The 17,864-nt window shown below is 37.6% G+C and carries 12 protein-coding genes; all 12 read right to left on the reverse strand.

The genetic code is table 11. The annotated features are described in order from the left end of the window. Positions 1 to 29: 29 nt before the first annotated feature. Entirely contained in the window at positions 30 to 785 is a 756-nt protein-coding gene (locus tag VB733_RS21080) for an FkbM family methyltransferase (RefSeq protein WP_323342021.1), read from the reverse strand. 56 nt (positions 786 to 841) lie between these two features. After that, positions 842 to 1,927, reverse strand: a complete 1,086-nt coding sequence (locus VB733_RS21085) for a glycosyltransferase family 1 protein (RefSeq protein ID WP_323342022.1) — start codon at positions 1,925 to 1,927, stop codon at positions 842 to 844. A gap of 14 nt (positions 1,928 to 1,941) precedes the next feature. Then, positions 1,942 to 3,144: a glycosyltransferase gene (locus VB733_RS21090; RefSeq protein WP_323342023.1), complete on the reverse strand. Its 1,203-nt coding sequence runs from the start codon at positions 3,142 to 3,144 to the stop codon at positions 1,942 to 1,944. 44 nt (positions 3,145 to 3,188) lie between these two features. Further along, on the reverse strand, positions 3,189 to 4,040 hold the full coding sequence (locus VB733_RS21095; protein ID WP_323342024.1) for a class I SAM-dependent methyltransferase: 852 nt from the start codon (positions 4,038 to 4,040) through the stop codon (positions 3,189 to 3,191). A gap of 47 nt (positions 4,041 to 4,087) precedes the next feature. Next, positions 4,088 to 5,140 (reverse strand): glycosyltransferase family 2 protein, encoded by a 1,053-nt coding sequence (locus VB733_RS21100; RefSeq protein WP_323342025.1) that lies wholly within the window; start codon positions 5,138 to 5,140, stop codon positions 4,088 to 4,090. 79 nt (positions 5,141 to 5,219) lie between these two features. Continuing rightward, complete coding sequence (locus VB733_RS21105; RefSeq protein WP_323342026.1) at positions 5,220 to 6,347, reverse strand: glycosyltransferase family 1 protein; 1,128 nt, start codon at positions 6,345 to 6,347, stop codon at positions 5,220 to 5,222. 73 nt (positions 6,348 to 6,420) lie between these two features. Further along, entirely contained in the window at positions 6,421 to 8,151 is a 1,731-nt protein-coding gene (locus tag VB733_RS21110; RefSeq protein WP_323342027.1) for an ABC transporter ATP-binding protein, read from the reverse strand. A 77-nt stretch (positions 8,152 to 8,228) separates the two neighbouring features. Further along, entirely contained in the window at positions 8,229 to 10,025 is a 1,797-nt protein-coding gene (locus tag VB733_RS21115) for a glycosyltransferase (RefSeq protein WP_323342028.1), read from the reverse strand. A 144-nt stretch (positions 10,026 to 10,169) separates the two neighbouring features. Beyond that, complete coding sequence (locus VB733_RS21120) at positions 10,170 to 14,360, reverse strand: N,N-dimethylformamidase beta subunit family domain-containing protein (protein WP_323342029.1); 4,191 nt, start codon at positions 14,358 to 14,360, stop codon at positions 10,170 to 10,172. 358 nt (positions 14,361 to 14,718) lie between these two features. After that, entirely contained in the window at positions 14,719 to 15,918 is a 1,200-nt protein-coding gene (locus tag VB733_RS21125; protein WP_323342030.1) for a DegT/DnrJ/EryC1/StrS family aminotransferase, read from the reverse strand. Then, the gene (locus VB733_RS21130) at positions 15,911 to 16,885 is read right to left on the reverse strand and encodes an NAD-dependent epimerase/dehydratase family protein (RefSeq protein WP_323342031.1); all 975 of its coding nucleotides are present in this window, start codon (positions 16,883 to 16,885) and stop codon (positions 15,911 to 15,913) included. Before VB733_RS21130 ends, VB733_RS21125 begins: the two co-directional genes overlap by 8 nt. Positions 16,886 to 16,887: 2 nt before the next feature. Next, positions 16,888 to 17,853: a methionyl-tRNA formyltransferase gene (locus tag VB733_RS21135; protein WP_323342032.1), complete on the reverse strand. Its 966-nt coding sequence runs from the start codon at positions 17,851 to 17,853 to the stop codon at positions 16,888 to 16,890. Between the last annotated feature and the right edge of the window lie 11 nt (positions 17,854 to 17,864).

Consider the following 17,864-nt stretch of genomic DNA (forward strand, 5'->3'; position numbering starts at 1 on the left):
TACACAAAGTATTCCTAAATCAAAGTTTATTAATCTAATTGAGGTTTGAAAATAAAATTACAAATGTAAGTTTTCCCTAAAGAAGAGAGACCTTGATAATTATTTATATTCTGGTGTTTCATTTTGTCAAAATTATCTAACTTTTTTAATTCCCCATCTAGTAGAAAAAATCCTTCATAACCTAAATTTAAAATTCGTTCAAATATATCAAAAATATCTTTGTCTGGATGATGCTTTTGTTCAATTTCAATTAACAGGTTGGGGCGTTGTGTGATCAATAAGTTGTATGCGCCATCAATAACAGCTTCTTCATGTCCTTCCACATCAATTTTAATAAAGCCAATATTACTATGCTGGCAATCATCTAGTTTCTGTAAAGGGACTTGATAGGTTTTTTCTTTCCCTTCTGTATTAGTGGCTTTTGCTTCTAAAGTTCCTAACTGATCGTAAAAAAAATTATCAACAAGGGGTATAGATAGGGTTGCTTCTCCTGTTGTATTGGATAAAGCGATCGCATGAACACTGACATTAGCAGGAACTGATTTAGCTAAAACCTCAGCCAATTCTGGGTTGGGTTCATAAGCAAATACTTGACGGGAGAGTTTGGCAAGAAAATAAGTATAAATACCTTTATTAGCACCAATATCGATACTATCTTTCTGAGGATCGACTAAAGATTTAAGAAGTCTGATTTCAGGCTCGCCTTGGCGATAATTGAGTGCAGCCATTAAATGAATGGTTACAGAAGGAGGTAATAGTTTTCTAATTAATTGTTTAGTTGCCATCGAAATCATGATGATTACCTTTTAAAAGTGAAAAATATAGTTTAGGAGTTATGTATCTAATAATTAACTAATTGTTCGTAAAGTTGAGCAACTTTTTCTGCTGTATTCTCCCAGGTAAATGATTGAACTCTCATCAAACTTTTTTCTTTAATTGTTTGGTAATAATTAGGGTTTTGATGTAAATCAAATACTACCTGAGCAATTTCTTGAGCATCTGTTGGATTAACTAAAACTCCCGCATCTCCGACAACTTCCGGCATGGCAGAAACATTGCTTGTAATGACTGGAGTCCCACAAGCCATTGCTTCTAAAAGAGTTATACCAAAGCCTTCATATAAAGAAGGGGCAATCAACATATCAGCAGCATTATAAATCTCGACTAATTTTGATTTGTCTGGTTTACCTAAATACTTAATATAACTTGTGAGACCGCAAGCTTTAATAAATTTTTGTTGTTCAATAGTAAAATCTGCCCCAACTTTCCAAAACTGTATTGACAAACCCTTTTGTTTTAAAATTTCTACCGTTTGCAGAATAATATCAAGATTTTTTCGAGGATGATTTGCCCCCACATTGAGAAGACAAATTGTTTCTTCTGTAACACCCTGCTGATGGCGAAAAGATTCAGCTTTGGCTTTTAGCAAAGGTTGAAAAATATTTTCAACAGCATTAGGAATTACTATAATTCTTGCTGGATCGATATTGAGTATCTTCTGGGTATCTTTAGCAGTTGCGTTAGAAACGGCAACAATGCGATCGCATTGTTTCATTCCTTTAACTGAGTATATCCAGGCATTTCTACTAATAATAGGTAATTCAACAGAACCTTGAAGATTATCCCGATAGAAAAAGTTAATTAGATCGTGACAGGTGACTACTGTATGTTTACCTGCTTTTTTTAACCAATAAACTAGATGAGCATCGCACGGTTCAATTATATGAAAAATGTCTGCTTCTTGCTTTCTAGTTCTACGAGGGTAAAGCCAAAAGCGTTCATAGTATTTCTGAATTCTCAAAGATACAGAGGAACTACTTCGATCAAAGGAACGGGGAGCTAATTCAATAATTTCCCAATCTGGACGTACAGTTTTTAATGCTGAAATCAGATTATTACTATAAACATCAATGCTGAATTCAGCCATGGTTCGCGCGATCGCTACACGCATTCTTTACCCCCTATTTCGTTTTGCTTGCTGTTGCTCAATTCTTGGGTGGAAGAACTTTGTTGCTGTAATACCGATTGCCAAAGGGTAATTAATCGTTCGGCAATTTTTTCGTGAGAATAATTTTGATGCACTCGATCCCAACAATACTGCTTTATTTCCTGTCGCCAAAGGGGATTGCTAATCATTCGCTCTAGAATTGCTGCCAGTCCCTCAGTATCTTCTTCTTCAAAAACCAAATCTGAACGAGCGATCACGTTAGGAATCTCGCCACAGGTAGAACCAACCACAGGAATCCCCATTGCCATTGCTTCAATTAAAACATGACCAAATTGCTCTTTCCAGGTGTCAATTGTTCGTGAGGGAAGCACTAACACATCAAATTTATTCATCTCCATTGGTGCTTGATCATGGGGTACTGCTCCTCTCCAGATTACCGAATCAGCTATCTGGAGTTTTTCTGCTTTTTGACGCAATGCTGTTTCTTCCGTACCCAAACCACAGAGAATTATCCGGCAAATTAACCCTTTGTGGCGTAGTTTAGCAACAGCTGCTAACAAGATATCTATGCCTTTTTCGGGAACTAACCGTCCTAAAAATCCAATCTGAAATTCATCATGGTTATGTTCTCCAGATTGAGGAGCAAATAAAGTAGTATCTACTCCTATTTGGGGCATGACTTCGATTGTTCCTTTGTACCCCCAAAGCTTAAGTAAATCTCCTCCTTCCTGATTACCAGCAATTATTAGACTTGCTGTATTGAGTACAAATCGACGTATCCAACAGCGTAATAAGGAGAGTTTTCGATCCATATTTTCCCAGCCAAAGACAACTAATGGTTTGCCTGTGAACCGAGACCAAATCGCTAATTCAAACGTACAAAGAGAGAATACTTCTTCTTCCACTTGCACAATATCTGGGCGAAAATTATGTAATACTTGCCAAATTTGCCATGGTGCATAGAAATGAGCTCCTCCTCGCCCTGTAAAGAACACCGGTGCTGAATAAATTTGAATATTGGGGTAAGGTTTCTCCAACTCCAGTAGACGATTCCACTCTAAAGCTTTCCAGTTGCTGGGAGCAAATAAACCGACTGTAACTTTATCAGTTTTGGCGATCGCATTAAGTTTTCCTTGATTAACACCTACTACATAAGCGTGACTGATAACAAGAACACGAAGAGATGAACTAGCCATAATATACCAGGTGAGACCTTAGATACAATTCTTATAATTATTAACTATGGCTTAGTGAGAACAAATGTGTAATACAGTTCTGCATCCTTAGATTTTTCTTCTCCAGGATCGAATTTGTTAGCTGTAACTTTAGCTATTTCTAAACCAGAATCTAAAATAAATTTTTCAATTTTCGGAAAAGGTCGACCAAGTACACGGAGAATATACCTTTCTTTTATTTTTTTTACGAAAGGATTAAGGATTTGTTTGTTAATAGAGGCATTCCCCGTATTTTGTAAGTCTACGACAAATTCACAAATAATTTTCCCTTGAGGTTTTAAAACCCGAAAAAACTCTTGTAAGATTTGTTGACAGACATCATCAGTAACATGTTGCATGACTGCAAAAGAGTAGATTAAGTCTATGCTGGAATTTTCTACTTGAGATAAATGAGTACCACTTTCAGTTATGTATTCAATATTAGGCTTACCATTAATTGCTTTGGCACAAGCAATTACGCCACTGGATATGTCTACTGCGATTACACGATTACAATATCGGGAAACAGCACTAGCAAGGTATCCAGGACCACATCCATGATCTAACACAATCATATTTTGATTCAAATGAGGCTTTACCTTCCTCTCGATCATAGATTCTCGACTGAGGAGCATTCCTTGATGTTCAGCTTCGATAAAATCCTGTCGGCGAATATTAGGTGGTAATGTCCCATAGTAATGAGGACTAATAAATAGTAAATTTAAAGCCAGATTTTTCCTAAATTTTGGCGAAATTGACTGTAATAAAAATGGGATATAAAAAGCCCCTAAGAAGTTTTGATCGGGAAATCCTGTTGTGAAGACAATCAATAATCTTCTTATTAATCCAAAAGAAGTACGAAATTTTTGTTGTTCCATAGTCTTTGATTTTTAATAACCTAAAAAGCTCTAATTTCAATTTTGGCTCAGTTTACTAAAAGACGGACTTGATTTATTATCCAATCAATAAATTTTGGTCTAAATTGTGGTGCATATAGCCAAGTAATTACGGGTTTTGCTAAAGATATAGGCATGAATCCCACCCAAATAAACCATAAGCTATAGAAAATTCGCTTTTGCCAATTAAAGTGTGAATATTTCCACAGGCAGCGAATACCTTGATAAATTAATATCAAAGAAGTATCTGATGGCACAGGATGTTTTTGGGGTTCTAAACGCAACGAGATAATCCGTGACCACAAACGCCCGATAGAACGCTGTTCCAAGTCTTTTGGTAATTGATAACCTAGTTCTTCTGCTCTTTGCTGGAGCAAAGCAAAATTTTGTAAATCATGTTGGACAAAGCGACGGAAGCGATCGCTAGTAACTGTGGTTAAAGCCCATTGATTACTGTCATGAATACGATAAACTCCTAACGGTTCTTCTACTGCACTCACCTCTCCATAAAAGGGGATTGAGTAGGATAAATAATCATCTGCGGTAGTTCGATACTCATCAGAAATTGGAAACAGTTTTTCCATCGCCTGACGAGATAAAGCATTTCCACTAGTAGGAGTACTGGCATAAGCTCCTGACTCTAGCAAAGTTTGCCAAACTTCGCCTGTCGAGAGTAAGGCTCCTTGAGGCAGAGTATAGCCTAATGATATTCCTTCAGCATCAACTACATTTAAACGATAGTGAACTTTTGCTAAACTTGGTTTCCAGATAGCAAGTATTTGTTCGACTGCTTGGGGAAACAAAAAGTCATCTGAATCAAGAAAGATAACAACTCCTCCTTTACTCGCTGTAAAACCACTGTTAAAAGCTTTTCCTTGCTTGCCGTTTGACTGAAAAATTGGAATAATGCGATCGCCATATCCTGCAATAATTGCTCGTGAGTTGTCGGTAGAACCGTCATCAACAACAATAACTTCGGTATGAGGATAAGTTTGATTCAAAGCACTATCAATTGCTTTAGCTAGAAAGCGATCGTAATTATAATTATTAATGATAATACTGACTAATAGTGTGGTTTTCATTGATTTAATCTAAAATTTCATAATACTCACTGTACTTGGCTATGTTTTCATAAATTTTCTATAAAATGAGTATTAGTTGTCACTCTGTTGTTGCTCTTCTAGCTTGGTCTATAACTTGAAGAAATCGCTTTGCAGTTGATTCTGTCCCAAAATTATTAATTGCCCATTCTCTTCCTGAACTTGCAACTTTCTCTAAAATCTCCGGTTCTTCAATCAGCCGATCGAGCGTTGCTTGAATATTATCTAAATCAAATCCAATATAATGAACCCAGTTTTGAGGCATCACAGGTAATTGACAGCCATACTTTTGAAAATCAACATGAAACGTTGCACACCCTGCCGCTAAAGATTCCCAAAATCGCCAACTATCCCATTGAATGATTATGTCTGATTTAAGTCTCGACTTAGCAAAAAACTTACGTAGAAATATATAAGCTAATTTATTTGGTCTTTTAAAAAGGGGCGGATAAAAAAAACCACCAAAAGCACCACAGGCACGGATTTTTTGAAGTCTTTCATAATAGCTTGGATAATGGCGACAACCAGATTGATGCCACATAAGATACTGATAAGTATCTAATGGGGGAGAATATTGAGGATCAATTCCTCGTTCAAGTGGCATAATGAGATCAACTAGGGGAAGTATTTTTGTATTCACAAATTTTCTTACAGAATGCATCCCCAATATAGAATGATGCCTAAAATTTACTTGAAAGCCATTTTTTCGTTGCTTAAAAGCCAAAGGTGAATTAGTTTCTCTTAAAATTCGTTCCGATAATCCAAATCCCCAAGGATAAACATTTTTGGGATTCGCTAATTTATTATTGTAATGAGTTCTCAAAATAACATCAAATTGTCGAAACTCTTGACTCCAAGATGCTCCAAACCAATCTTCACTATCCAAAAAGACAGTAGTAAAATTTCTATTTGGAGATAATAGTTCTTTAGGTATACCATATTTGCGATACCAGTGTTGGTCTATAACAACAATAGTGCAATCTTGAAAACTAACTTTTGGTTCATACTTGAGTAAATAGATTTCTTCACTATGAGAAAGCTTCCAATAATTATTAGATGCATAAAATTCAATGCCAATTTTTTTGAACCCCTCTGCCAGACACACAATCAGATGTTGATAATTGGCATCTTCAGGAGGACCCGTAGGACATACATAAAAGAAAACTTTCTCATTTTGAGAGTATTCCATAAGAATCAATATTTTTTGATATTACGCAACTTGCTAACTTAAATTATTTAGCAAGCATTGTATTAATTATTTTTTACTTTTCTAAAATAACTTCTTTATAATTACCTGATTTTACAATCCTGCCCTTTTCAATTTGATAAATACAATCACAATGCTCAATAGTTTGGAGGCGATGAGCAATAATAATAATTGTTTTATTCCCACTTAGAGCTTTAGTTGCTTCAGTTACAAGTTGCTCTGTCTCATTATCTAAAGCAGCAGTTGCCTCGTCAAATACTAAAATTTCTCTTTCGTGATAAAGTACCCGTGCAATTCCGACTCTTTGACGTTGTCCCCCAGATAAGAGAACTCCTCGTTCACCAACGACAGTTTTGATTCCTTGAGGAAGTTGCTCTACTACCTCACTGAGTTGAGCTACTTCAATTGCCTTTCTTAATCTATCCTGATCGATTAAATTATCTGGAGTCCCAAATGCAATATTCCGCTCAAGAGTATCATCTATCAGAAAGATAGATTGGGGAACGTAGCCAAGTATATTCTGCCAAGCACGCAAATTGTCATACACTGAAACTCCATCAACTTTAATATCTCCAGATTGAGGGGTAAAAAGACCTAAAATAACATCAACTAAAGTAGTTTTGCCAGAGCCTGATTTACCAATTATTCCAATAGATTCGCCTTTACGTATAGTAAAAGAGATTTCGTCTAGCGCTTTTTTTGTCGCATTTGGATATTGAAAAGTGAGTTTATCTAAAATGATATTTTCTTGAAATAATATGAATTTTTCATTTTGATTTGATGAAATACTTAAAGAAGTATTTTTAAAATCAATACTAGGTAGAAGTTTTCCATTTTCCAATTCTTTGAAATCAAAGAATAAGCCATCAAGAGCATGAGTGTTAATTCTAACCATGTTAATACCAGAAATTAAATTTCCGATTCCTGGTAACAGACGAATTGAAGCAAGGGCAAAAATTCCTAGTACAGCAGTTAGACTTTGACCGTTTCCTTGATTTATTTTGATAAATAAAAGGGTGAAACAAATCAAGAAACTAATCATAAACGCTTCGATCACATATCTGGGAAGATTACCATATGCCGAAGCCATGCTTAAATTCTTAGCATACCTTTTCGTCTGTTCCTCCATCTGATTTTCAAAATATGATTCACAACCAATAACACGGGTTTCTTTCAAGCCACCCATACCATGGTTCATAATACGAATCATCTCGCTAGAAGCCTGCCACCCGTCTTTACCCCAATTAGCTAAACTCTCTTTCATTGGTTTCAACAACCCAAGTGCAAGCAACATAATCATAGCAATGAAAATTAAAGCCAGGGCATCAGTTTTAACTAAAAGTATTACCAATGCCAGAATAACTATTATGTTAGAAATAGATGTCAAAAATGACAAGACTAAACCAATGCAGAAGTTTTCTGTCGAGGCAATAACATTTTGAATAATAGTTGCGGAATTAACACGTAGGTGAAAACTATAAGGAGCTTCAATATAGGCTTTCATCAGTTTTTGAGCTAACTCTCCTCTCAAGCCAAAGCCAAAGTCAAAAACAGCTTTTTGAGCTTTGAAACTTAAAAAAGCTTTTACGTAAAAGGCAATAATAACTAGCAAGCCCAGAAAAAATACCAATTGTTCTTCGGAAGTGAAATTTAACTGCGTATAAACTGAGTTTAACCAGTGAATACTTTCAATGGAATTTGGATTGGTAACTATCGCCATAAATGGACCAATAATTCCAGTACCAACTACTTCCAGACAAGAGACAAAAACAAATAGGAAAATCATATAGATTAACCTATTGTGATGACCTTTAGTAAGATATAAAAGTCTGTATAAAAACTGATTCATAGTTGGGCAGTCGCTTATAAACGATTTAATAAATATAAAAGGCGTGTTTTTATCGCGAGTTTTTTTCGGATACTAAAGATAATTCTGCTTCCCTTGACGATTAATGAATTTCTAAAAGGATAAGGATTGAGCATATATGCGATGCTAGAAAAAATCTTTGTCAGTTTTCCTGATTTTAATAGGGGGAAAGTAGCGCCAGAGATATTTTCTACACTTTGCGACGATTTCGGATCTGGAGCAACATACTTTATTAGTATTTCTACTAAATCAAATTGTTGACATGAATTAAGCATGATGCATAATTGTTCTACCCACTCATTAAAACTGCGCTCAGGTATCTTATGAATGCTGTAGTGCGTCTTAATAAGTTCATCATGTAAACAAGAAGGTTTGTTGCTTCTATTTTTCAATATATCGATTATCCATCGCACGCGGTTGAGTTCAGGATGTTTTAACGATGGAAAGCGATTAGCATGTCCTATAGCTTCATCAAATTTTCCTAAACAAAGAAGAGAAATAATGCAATAAGCCCACTCTACTGGATCGGGGTTAGGTACTTGACCATTCTCCAAGTTTGGTTTAATTATAGGAACAAGCCATTCAAGTGCTGTTTTTGCATCACCTTTATAAAGATTACACAAAGCCAATTTAAATTTTGGCTCAGGCATTACGCCTACATAATTAAGGCATTTTAGATATAGTTCCTCTGCTTCTTCATATCGATCCGACCATAACTTTTCATCTCCTTGGTGAAGAAGATTGATGTTTAATCCATCACGAAAAATAGGTAAACTTCTAATTCCAGATGACTTGTCTACAACAGTCATTTTTTCAAAGGGATTAGTTTGAATAATCTTTTGATCAGATTTGATATTTTTGTATAAATTAAACCACTGGAAAACTTGATCTCGCTGTTTTAAAGTATGCCTAGAATGAACTAATTGATAACCTGCATCAATAATACCTTCAAGTTTCTCTAGGTTTTGAAATAAATAATCAATTTTATCTATTACATTGCTTTCATCAACAAAAATGCAATTTTCCATATCTACAAATCCCGCAGCTTCAAGACTTGGAGATTTTTCTGTCATTAAACAAGCTTTAGAAGCTGGAATTTCAAAATGTTTGCGAACAACTTCTTTAGCGACTGTTCCACAAGTGGGTACAAACCAGGAAGCGTTAATGGTACGGGCATATTGTTCACCATAGAGCATTCGGAATTTTGAAGCTTTGCTGTATCCCAAGTGCGGACAAATTAATGAAGGATAATACTGAGAGACAAGCTTGTAAATTTTTTGTCGCCAAGGATATAGCTCATAGCTAGCACCAGTCAAAAGCATTGGTATATTTTTGACTGCCCCATAATCTTTATAGATTTCGGCATCTATAAAATTTGGCCACACAAACAAATTATCCCTTATTTCTGGTATATATTCAGCAATCGTAGTACAGATGGAGAAAAAAGTTTCGATTCCCCAACATTCCATATCAGAGATGAAATCCTTACGACTACTGCACCATGCATCCTCGTTGTAAAATCCTAATTTGGGTATCTCAGAATAAGCATGAGTGTTTTTGATTTCTATCTTTTGAACATTAGGAAAGTTCCCAGGATTTTCAAAAAGCGTAAGTTCAGGTTGATATTTATCACAAATTTGTTGGTAATCACAGTTCTCTTGAATAAGTATTACTTCAAAAAACTCAGATAGACACTTAACATGTTGTAACCTGTGAAGCTTAATAAAGTTAGCTAAATGTCTATTTGGTTTACCTTGAAAAAATACAAGTTTTGGTTTACTAATCTTTCCCATACAATGATTTTTTGTATATAGTTAAAAACTTATTTATGCTTATATGCTTAAAACTTCTCGAAAATATTAACAATTTTTGTGAGTGACGAGAGCATGTCCTTTTCGAGGATGATTCTCGCCACCCAAAAATAATCGCTACATGAATTAACTAACAATAATTCCCGTAGCTGGAGTTTGTGGTTTGGCTCCCATATCAGCTAGAACATTAACCGTAATTTGCTGTACACGAGAATCTACACGAGAATAAGGTCCAAAGCTATCTAACCCCCATGGCCACTGAATAGTTCCTGTTGAGAAAACTTTGGCACCACTAGAAGCGGTGTAACGAACAGCATTGGCGATTGAGGTATCTGTTCCAACGGGAAGTAGTGGAGCTTCACCAACCGGAGCAACAGGTGATTGCGATAGGATCACTAACCCAGATGGAGTAAAGCCGTTATTCACAACCGCATCCCATTCATAACCTACTAACCCAAAAAGGGTGCTCCCATTTTGTAGACCAGTGTGAGCATAATAAGGATCTGAGGCATTGCTAACCACATAGCTAAATCCTGAGAAAGCAGCAGCAACTCCTGTATTTCCAGTATACATAACTCCTAGCAAACTATTTTCAGGCCTATTGAGTTGAGGACTACGAAACACCGTAGTTGCGGCAGAAGGATCATTCTGAGCAACAGGATCGAGTGCCCAATCACCTTTATAGACAGTCATCACTCTGTTTTCTTGTCCAGTGCTAGAAGGTTCAAAGCGAACCCGCCAATAAGCAGTATTTGCCGAGAAAAATCCTAGATTAATACCATTATCACGTGCCTGTTCGATATTATCGAACATTTCCATCGACCAGTATTCATCATGCCCCACCGATAAAAAAGTCTTCTGTGAATACAATTGTAATGGGTTGGTATGAACATCAAGATTAGTATAGTAGCTCACATCATACCCTTGGGATTCCAGCCATCGCACCATACTGTACTCCCAGGTCATTCTATTATTAAAAGCTTCCTCATTATTAGTTAGCCCAAAGGGACGGTCAAAGGACACTTTGTAAGCTCTTTGACCACCAGCGCTGTTTACGGTATAAGTGCTATAGCCACCGTAATTATTATAGGCTTCAGTGGTAGTAACAGCTTCTTGAAAGCCAAGGTCAGCAGGGCGATTATCATCACGTACAGTGAACCAAACTTGGGATTCTTTCCCAGTACCTATATCAGTTAACTTCGCAGTATATAATCCAGTAGTCCAGTCTGTACCTGTTTGCAAGGTATAAGAAGTATTCCAATTATACTCAACTAATCTGGTAGTGGGATCGATTGTTGGTCCAGCCTGAGTTACACCATTGAGTAATCCACTGCTGGTAATAAATCTAGCTCCAGCACCACCGTAATAGCCTAAGCGATAGATATCAATCCTATACTGTCCAGGTGTTGCTAAAGAAACCTTTATAGGAATAGATTCTCCCTTGTTGATGCTTGTCGCCCCAGCAAATCCAGCAATCTCATTATTGTTAGCCTGGTTACTTATTTGCCAATTAGTCGTACCTGTTTTTTGGTTTTCCAGAACGATCGCATTTTGAGCGGCAATACTTACCTCTGAACTGACGATATCTTCGTTGGTACCAAAAGCATCAATATAATTTGCTAGTACCCGTACTTGCTGTTCTAATAGAGCAGTTGTTAGGGATAGAGAACTGGCTGTTGCTCCAGAAATATCAGTCCAGATGCTATTCACTAACTGTTGCCATTGGTAGTTGATGGTACTTCCTGTCAGTCCATCAGCATCGAAAATATTTGCCTTCAGGCTGGCTCCGATAGTTGCACTACCAGCCAAAATAGCAAGACCCTCATCATTAACATTAGTTACAATATTTGTAGCAGCACTGGTTACAGTTTCATTGCTACCCAGGTTGTCAGTGTAGGTCGCTATTACCCTTAATATTTGACCGACTTGAGGGTCATCTGGGGTAAAAGTTTGATTAGTTGCTCCAGAAATATTTTTCCAAGTTGTACCGTTATTATTGCTTTGCTGCCATTGATATTTAATGTTTGCTCCCGTGAAACCATCAACATCAGTGATATTAGCTGTTAATGTTTGATTTTCTGTTGACACACCACTGACATCAACTGTACCAGGTATGTTGTTAGGATTAGAGACTACAGCAGCAAAGACAATATCACGGAAGTAGTTGGTGTTGTTGTAAGACTGAGTAGGGAATAAGTTTGGAGTGAAGTTAAATACTCCATTACTGCCATCGGCAACTGCACTTACATCACCATTTGTCAATGTTGTTGCCAGTCCATTGGGAGTTGACACATAATGAGTGTTGGCATTGACGGAAACTACATATGTGGTATTGGCATCAATCGCTACAGGAGTAGTCAGAGCCTGCTGCTGCCAACCTGATGCTGTTTCGTTTGTAAAAGTGACACTGGCTAACAGTTCCCCAGTGTTCGACCAGATTTTACCCACATGAGTACCAGTCTCACTCGCTGCCTTGTAGTAGCGAATTGCATTAATAGTGCCTGCTTTCGCACTCTGGAATTCCATCCCCAGTTCGTAATCACCTGCACTTCCGAATCCATCTGTTGCATTGGTTACTATAGGAATTTGCGTAGTGAAAAGGCTCTGAGTGGTAGAAACAGCAGTGATTGCATTAGTGGGATTGCTGAGGATATTTTCGTTAGCACCTAGTGCATCGATATATATAGCATTGACACGCAACTGTTTACCAATATAGCTGCTGTCAAGAGTCAGATTAGAAGTAGTCCCTCCACTTACATTTGTCCAAGTTGTACCATCACTGCTTTGTTGCCATTGATAGGTGGGGGTGACTCCAGTTAACCCATCGATATCAGTGATATTTGCAGTCAGAGTTTGTCCTGCTACAGTTGTTCCAGCGATCGCCACAACACCAACATCATTGACATTAACAATGGCACCAGTGGGTGTGCTAGATAGGCTTTCGCTACTACCTAGGGCATCAATATATGTTGCATTGACGCGCACTTGGTTTCCGACTTGTTCTTGTCCTAATGTCAAGGTTGAGTTGTTTGCGCCGCTTACGTTTGTCCATGTTGTGCCGTTACTGCTTTGTTGCCACTGGTAGTTGATGGTGACTCCATTCAATCCATCAACATCGCTTACGGAGGCGCTCAATATTTCATTTTGGGTTGCAGTTCCACTCAGTTCTATTGTCCCTGGATTGTTATTCACAGGTTGAAGAGGCGTAAAGACAATGTCACGGAAGTAGTTGCTGTTATTCCAGGATTGTGTGGGGAAGGCACTCGGTGTTTCGTTAAATACTCCATTACTACCATCAGCTACGGCACTTATGTCTCCATTCGTTAATGTTGCTGCCAGTCCATTAGTGGTTGCAACGTAATGACTGTTGGCATTAACGGAGACTACATACTTTGTATTGGCGGCAATAGTTAAAGGTGTTGCTAATGCTTGCTGTTGCCACCCTGATGCTGTTTCGTTTGTAAAGGTGACACTAGCTAGCAGTTGTCCTGTACTTGACCATATCCTGCCAATATGCGTTCCTGTCTCACTTGCTGCCTTGTAGTAGCGAATGGCGCTAATCTGTCCTGTCCTTGCAGTCTGGAATTCCATCCCCAGTTCGTAATCACCTGCACTTCCGAATCCATCTGTTGCATTGGTATTGCTTGGTGTATCGCTCGGCGTAAATAGGGTTGCTAATGAACCTGCGTACGAGTTCATTAAGGAATCTGTAAAAGGTGTAGTCGTTTCAATACTGCCGCTACTATACTCTAATATCCAGTCACCACCCAGAAGCGAATTACCCGTAATATCCGTAGATGCTGCTACATCTGCCCCAGTTAATGTGCTTAGGTTATTGACAAAAACTTGTCCTTCTTTTCCATTTGCAATATTACAGCCATAAAGCAAGATATCTGCGCCTGGAGCAAGGGAGTTATTCCATTGCTGGATTTCTTCTGTATATTGGTTAAAAGAATTAGAACTAAGAAAACTGTTGCCTAACTGTAGTTGTGCAACATTTCCATGGGAAATTATGTGAATACCTGTGAGATTGTTATTGTAATCTTTGAGGATGTCACTAATTTGGCTAATACCGTCTTGCGTCGGGTCTAAAAGAATCTTAACATCAGCCTGTATATCTGCCATGAGAGTCATGGCATCAGAAACACCCGAATCTACAAAAGCAATTGTTTGTGGATTGTTAGAACTAGAACTGCTCCCATACAGGACGAGTGGGTGGTTGAAAGTATTGAAAGGTTCCAAATAGGACGAGTATATTCCATGATTTGGCGATCGCGTCAAATTATTTGTAGAAGAATAAGTATCTTGCAAAGACATATGACATTAAACAGAAAAATATTTTGTAGGTTGGGCTAATTAATGAAACCGAACAGTCGTAAATATACTATGGATGGATAGTAAGAGAGAAACTGACGCTACGAATAATTGAGTGGACTTACTTAGAAATATACAACGACTAAAAACTTTGCCAGATAAAGTCTATGAGAAGTTTGTTTATTTAAAATGTGAAGTTAGTTCTAACTCAATTGTTTTGTATTACTACAAATTATGTCAGTCACTTCTAAATCTTAAAAAACATTCAATTTGAATAACTCGACTTTAGAAATTACCGTGAAATTAAAGCAATATATCTTAATCTGTTTCTATTTTTTTGTTGAAGTCCTGTTAATAATTACTACAAAACAAAGTTCAATAATAGCTTGACGACATGATTTTGTTCAGCTTCGGTCATTTGATGGAAAAGTGGTAGTAAAATACAACTATCTTGCGCTTGTTCACTTTCAATCAAGCGATCGCATTTTCCTGCTTCATACTCACACTTTTCTTTAACGATTCCACAACGCCAAGTTTCAATCTGATAAGCTGGTTCACGATGAGCGCACATTATTCCACGTCGCGTTGATACTCCAGCATCTAGCATTGCCTGCATCACTTGCAATTGGTGGATTCGCTCTGGTAAACGAACACAGAAGCTTTGCCAGTTACTACGTGCCCAAGTTGGCTCAGTTGGTAATTTCAATCCTGCGACATCGGCTAACATTTGCTGATATCGCTCCGCTAAAAAACGTCGGCGTTCGATAATTTCTGGTAAACGTTTGAGTTGTTCCCGCCCGACTGCTGCTTGAATGTCAGTCATGCGATAGTTGTAGCCCAACATTGGATAGGACTCGAAGATAACTTGTTTGGCATCGTGACGCACAGTATCGGGAACGCTCATACCGTGTTGTCGCCAAAGGCGAAATTGCTTATCCCATTCAGGATTATTAGTAGTAATCATCCCACCGTCACCAGTGGTAATTACCTTACGGGGATGAAAGGAAAAACAAGCAATATCCCCATGGGGTTTACCAATTTTTTCCCATTTCCCATCCCACAGAATTTTACTACCAATCGCACAAGCTGCATCTTCAATCACTGGTAACTCATAACGACGGGCAATATCGATAATTGCTTGGAGATTGCAGGGCATTCCCATCTGATGAACGACAAGGATTGCCCTAGTGCGATCGCTAATGACGGATTCAATTAAAGTGGGATTGATATTATAGGTATGGGGTTCGATATCTACAAAAACGGGAATAGCACCACAGTAGCGAATGCTGTTAGCCGTAGCAATATAGGAATGACTAACGGTAATTACTTCATCTTCTGGTTGGATTCCTGCCGCCAATAAGGCTAAATGTAATGCGGTAGTACAGTTAGATACCGCACAGGCATATTTAGCTCCCACCAGTTCGGCAAATTCTTTTTCAAAGGCTGCTACTTCTGGACCTTGAGTAACCCACCCCGATAAAATCGAACGGCTTGCCGCTTCTGCTTCTGCTTCTCCTATCCAGGGTTTAGCAATAGGAATTTTGTTAATTATTTCAGACATTACTTGTTTCTTTCTCCTGTTTTTGAGAATTCCACCAACTAACCAATCTTTCTAAACCTTCTTCTAAGGACACTGTTGCTTCAAAATTAATTAATTCTTTTGCTTTACTAATATCTGCAATCCGTCTTTGTACAGGATTGACTTTACGTTCTGGTCCATATTCTGGTTTGAGATCAGATTTCATTACCTTCGCTAAACTCAGAGCTAGCTCATGTAAGCTAGTTTCTGTGCCACTGGCTACATTGAAAACTTCGTCTGTTACATCTGCTTTAGCTGCCAAGATATTAGCTCTGGCTATATCTTCAATGTAAACAAAATCCATTGTTTGCTTGCCATCACCAAAAATTAGTGGTGCCTTACCTGCAATAATGCGTTCCATCCAGCGAATTAGCACTTCAGTATATACGCCGTAAATATCCATGCGCGGACCGTAAACATTAAAGTAGCGCAGAGCAACATAATTCAATCCATACATATCGTAGAAACTACGCAATATTCCTTCGTTAAACGCTTTAGCAGCACCGTAGAAAGTACGATTATTATATGGATGATGAGATTCAGTAGTGGGAAAATCTTCCGCCATGCCGTAAATAGAAGCAGAAGAAGCTGCAACTACTTTTTTGACCTTGGCGTTGACTGCTGCTTCCAAGACATTAAAAGTACCATCTGCTAAAACTTCTAGTGCCAAACGTGGTTCTTCAGCACATTGAGTAATCCGAATTGCGGCTTGATGAAAGACGACATCAACACCCTGCATGATATCAGCTAGAAGTTGGCGATCGCGAATATCTCCCTCTACAGTTACCAATGATCCATTAGCTTCTGCCCAAGCTAGGTTTTCTCTGCGTCCGCGAGTAAAGTTATCTAAAACAATAATCTCCGCAACTTCCTCTTTTACCAGTAAATCGGCAATGTGAGAACCAACTAAGCCCGCACCACCTGTGATTAAAACTCTTTTATTTTGCATTTTTACTTTAACTCCATAATTTGTTTTTCTAGAATTTGGATGCGATTTAGCAAATCGGACATTTGCAAACCCAAAGTGTTTTTAGAGGATGTGATTATATTTGCTGCTGCTGTTTTTTCTTCTCCTTCAAGTTGAACTTCTAAAATTCTCAAGACACCATCCCCTGTTAAAACATCTATATAACCTTCTGATTTTGATCTGTTAATAATTCGTCCAGGAATGCGTCCTACGTACTGAGGAGGATTTTTAACAGATTGAGCTTGCCAAATCAGCATTTTTTGTTGCTGGAAATATGTATATGCACCGGGGAAAGGATAAACTAAAGCTCGAATAAAACAGTCTATACTTCTGGTTGATGCCGACCAATTAATCTCACCATCTTCAGGCAGGCGAGTACAACAATAAGTTGCTTCATAACTATTCTGTATAATTCCTTGATAGCCATTAAGAAGCTTAAGAACTATTTCTCCTAAATTTTGAAATTGAATTTCATTTAATTTGTTATAAAGATTGGCGATGCTATCCTCAAACTCAATCGGAATTAATTTTTGAAATAAAATATTTCCTCCATCTAATTCCGAAGAAATTTTATGAATAGTTATTGCTGCTGAAGGTTCATCGTTAATCATTGCCCAATTAACATTGGCACGACCGCGATAATAAGGCAAAGGAGAATAATGAACATTTACAAATGTAGAAAGGGCAATCAGTTCAGAGGAAATAATTTGATTATAAGAAGAAACTACTACACAGTCTGGCTGAAATTGTAAAAGTAGGGATTTAATTTGTTTTTGAGAAATATCCGAAAAAATTGGAATGCCTAGTTTTTGAGCAATACTGACGACAGGATCATCATTGAATTCAGTATCTACATTTCTAACTATTCCTACAACCTTACATTTAGCTGTCAAAGATTTTAATGCAGTTAATGTAGTTAGCCCAATACCAATTAGTAGTACATTTACCATGACTGATTTTC

This window comes from Calothrix sp. UHCC 0171 (assembly GCF_034931845.1).
GTDB lineage: Bacteria > Cyanobacteriota > Cyanobacteriia > Cyanobacteriales > Nostocaceae > Brunnivagina.

Excerpts from the sequence above, each read along its gene's own strand:
- VB733_RS21100 (WP_323342025.1), bottom strand. The coding sequence starts at position 5,140 with ATGAAAACCACACTATTAGTCAGTATTATCATTAATAATTATAATTAC.
- VB733_RS21125 (WP_323342030.1), bottom strand. The coding sequence starts at position 15,918 with ATGTCTGAAATAATTAACAAAATTCCTATTGCTAAACCCTGGATAGGA.
- VB733_RS21090 (WP_323342023.1), bottom strand. The coding sequence starts at position 3,144 with ATGGCTAGTTCATCTCTTCGTGTTCTTGTTATCAGTCACGCTTATGTA.
- VB733_RS21115 (WP_323342028.1), bottom strand. The coding sequence starts at position 10,025 with ATGGGAAAGATTAGTAAACCAAAACTTGTATTTTTTCAAGGTAAACCA.
- VB733_RS21110 (WP_323342027.1), bottom strand. The coding sequence starts at position 8,151 with ATGATTTTCCTATTTGTTTTTGTCTCTTGTCTGGAAGTAGTTGGTACT.
- VB733_RS21135 (WP_323342032.1), bottom strand. The coding sequence starts at position 17,853 with ATGGTAAATGTACTACTAATTGGTATTGGGCTAACTACATTAACTGCA.
- VB733_RS21105 (WP_323342026.1), bottom strand. The coding sequence starts at position 6,347 with ATGGAATACTCTCAAAATGAGAAAGTTTTCTTTTATGTATGTCCTACG.
- VB733_RS21095 (WP_323342024.1), bottom strand. The coding sequence starts at position 4,040 with ATGGAACAACAAAAATTTCGTACTTCTTTTGGATTAATAAGAAGATTA.
- VB733_RS21130 (WP_323342031.1), bottom strand. The coding sequence starts at position 16,885 with ATGCAAAATAAAAGAGTTTTAATCACAGGTGGTGCGGGCTTAGTTGGT.
- VB733_RS21080 (WP_323342021.1), bottom strand. The coding sequence starts at position 785 with ATGGCAACTAAACAATTAATTAGAAAACTATTACCTCCTTCTGTAACC.
- VB733_RS21120 (WP_323342029.1), bottom strand. The coding sequence starts at position 14,360 with ATGTCTTTGCAAGATACTTATTCTTCTACAAATAATTTGACGCGATCG.
- VB733_RS21085 (WP_323342022.1), bottom strand. The coding sequence starts at position 1,927 with ATGGCTGAATTCAGCATTGATGTTTATAGTAATAATCTGATTTCAGCA.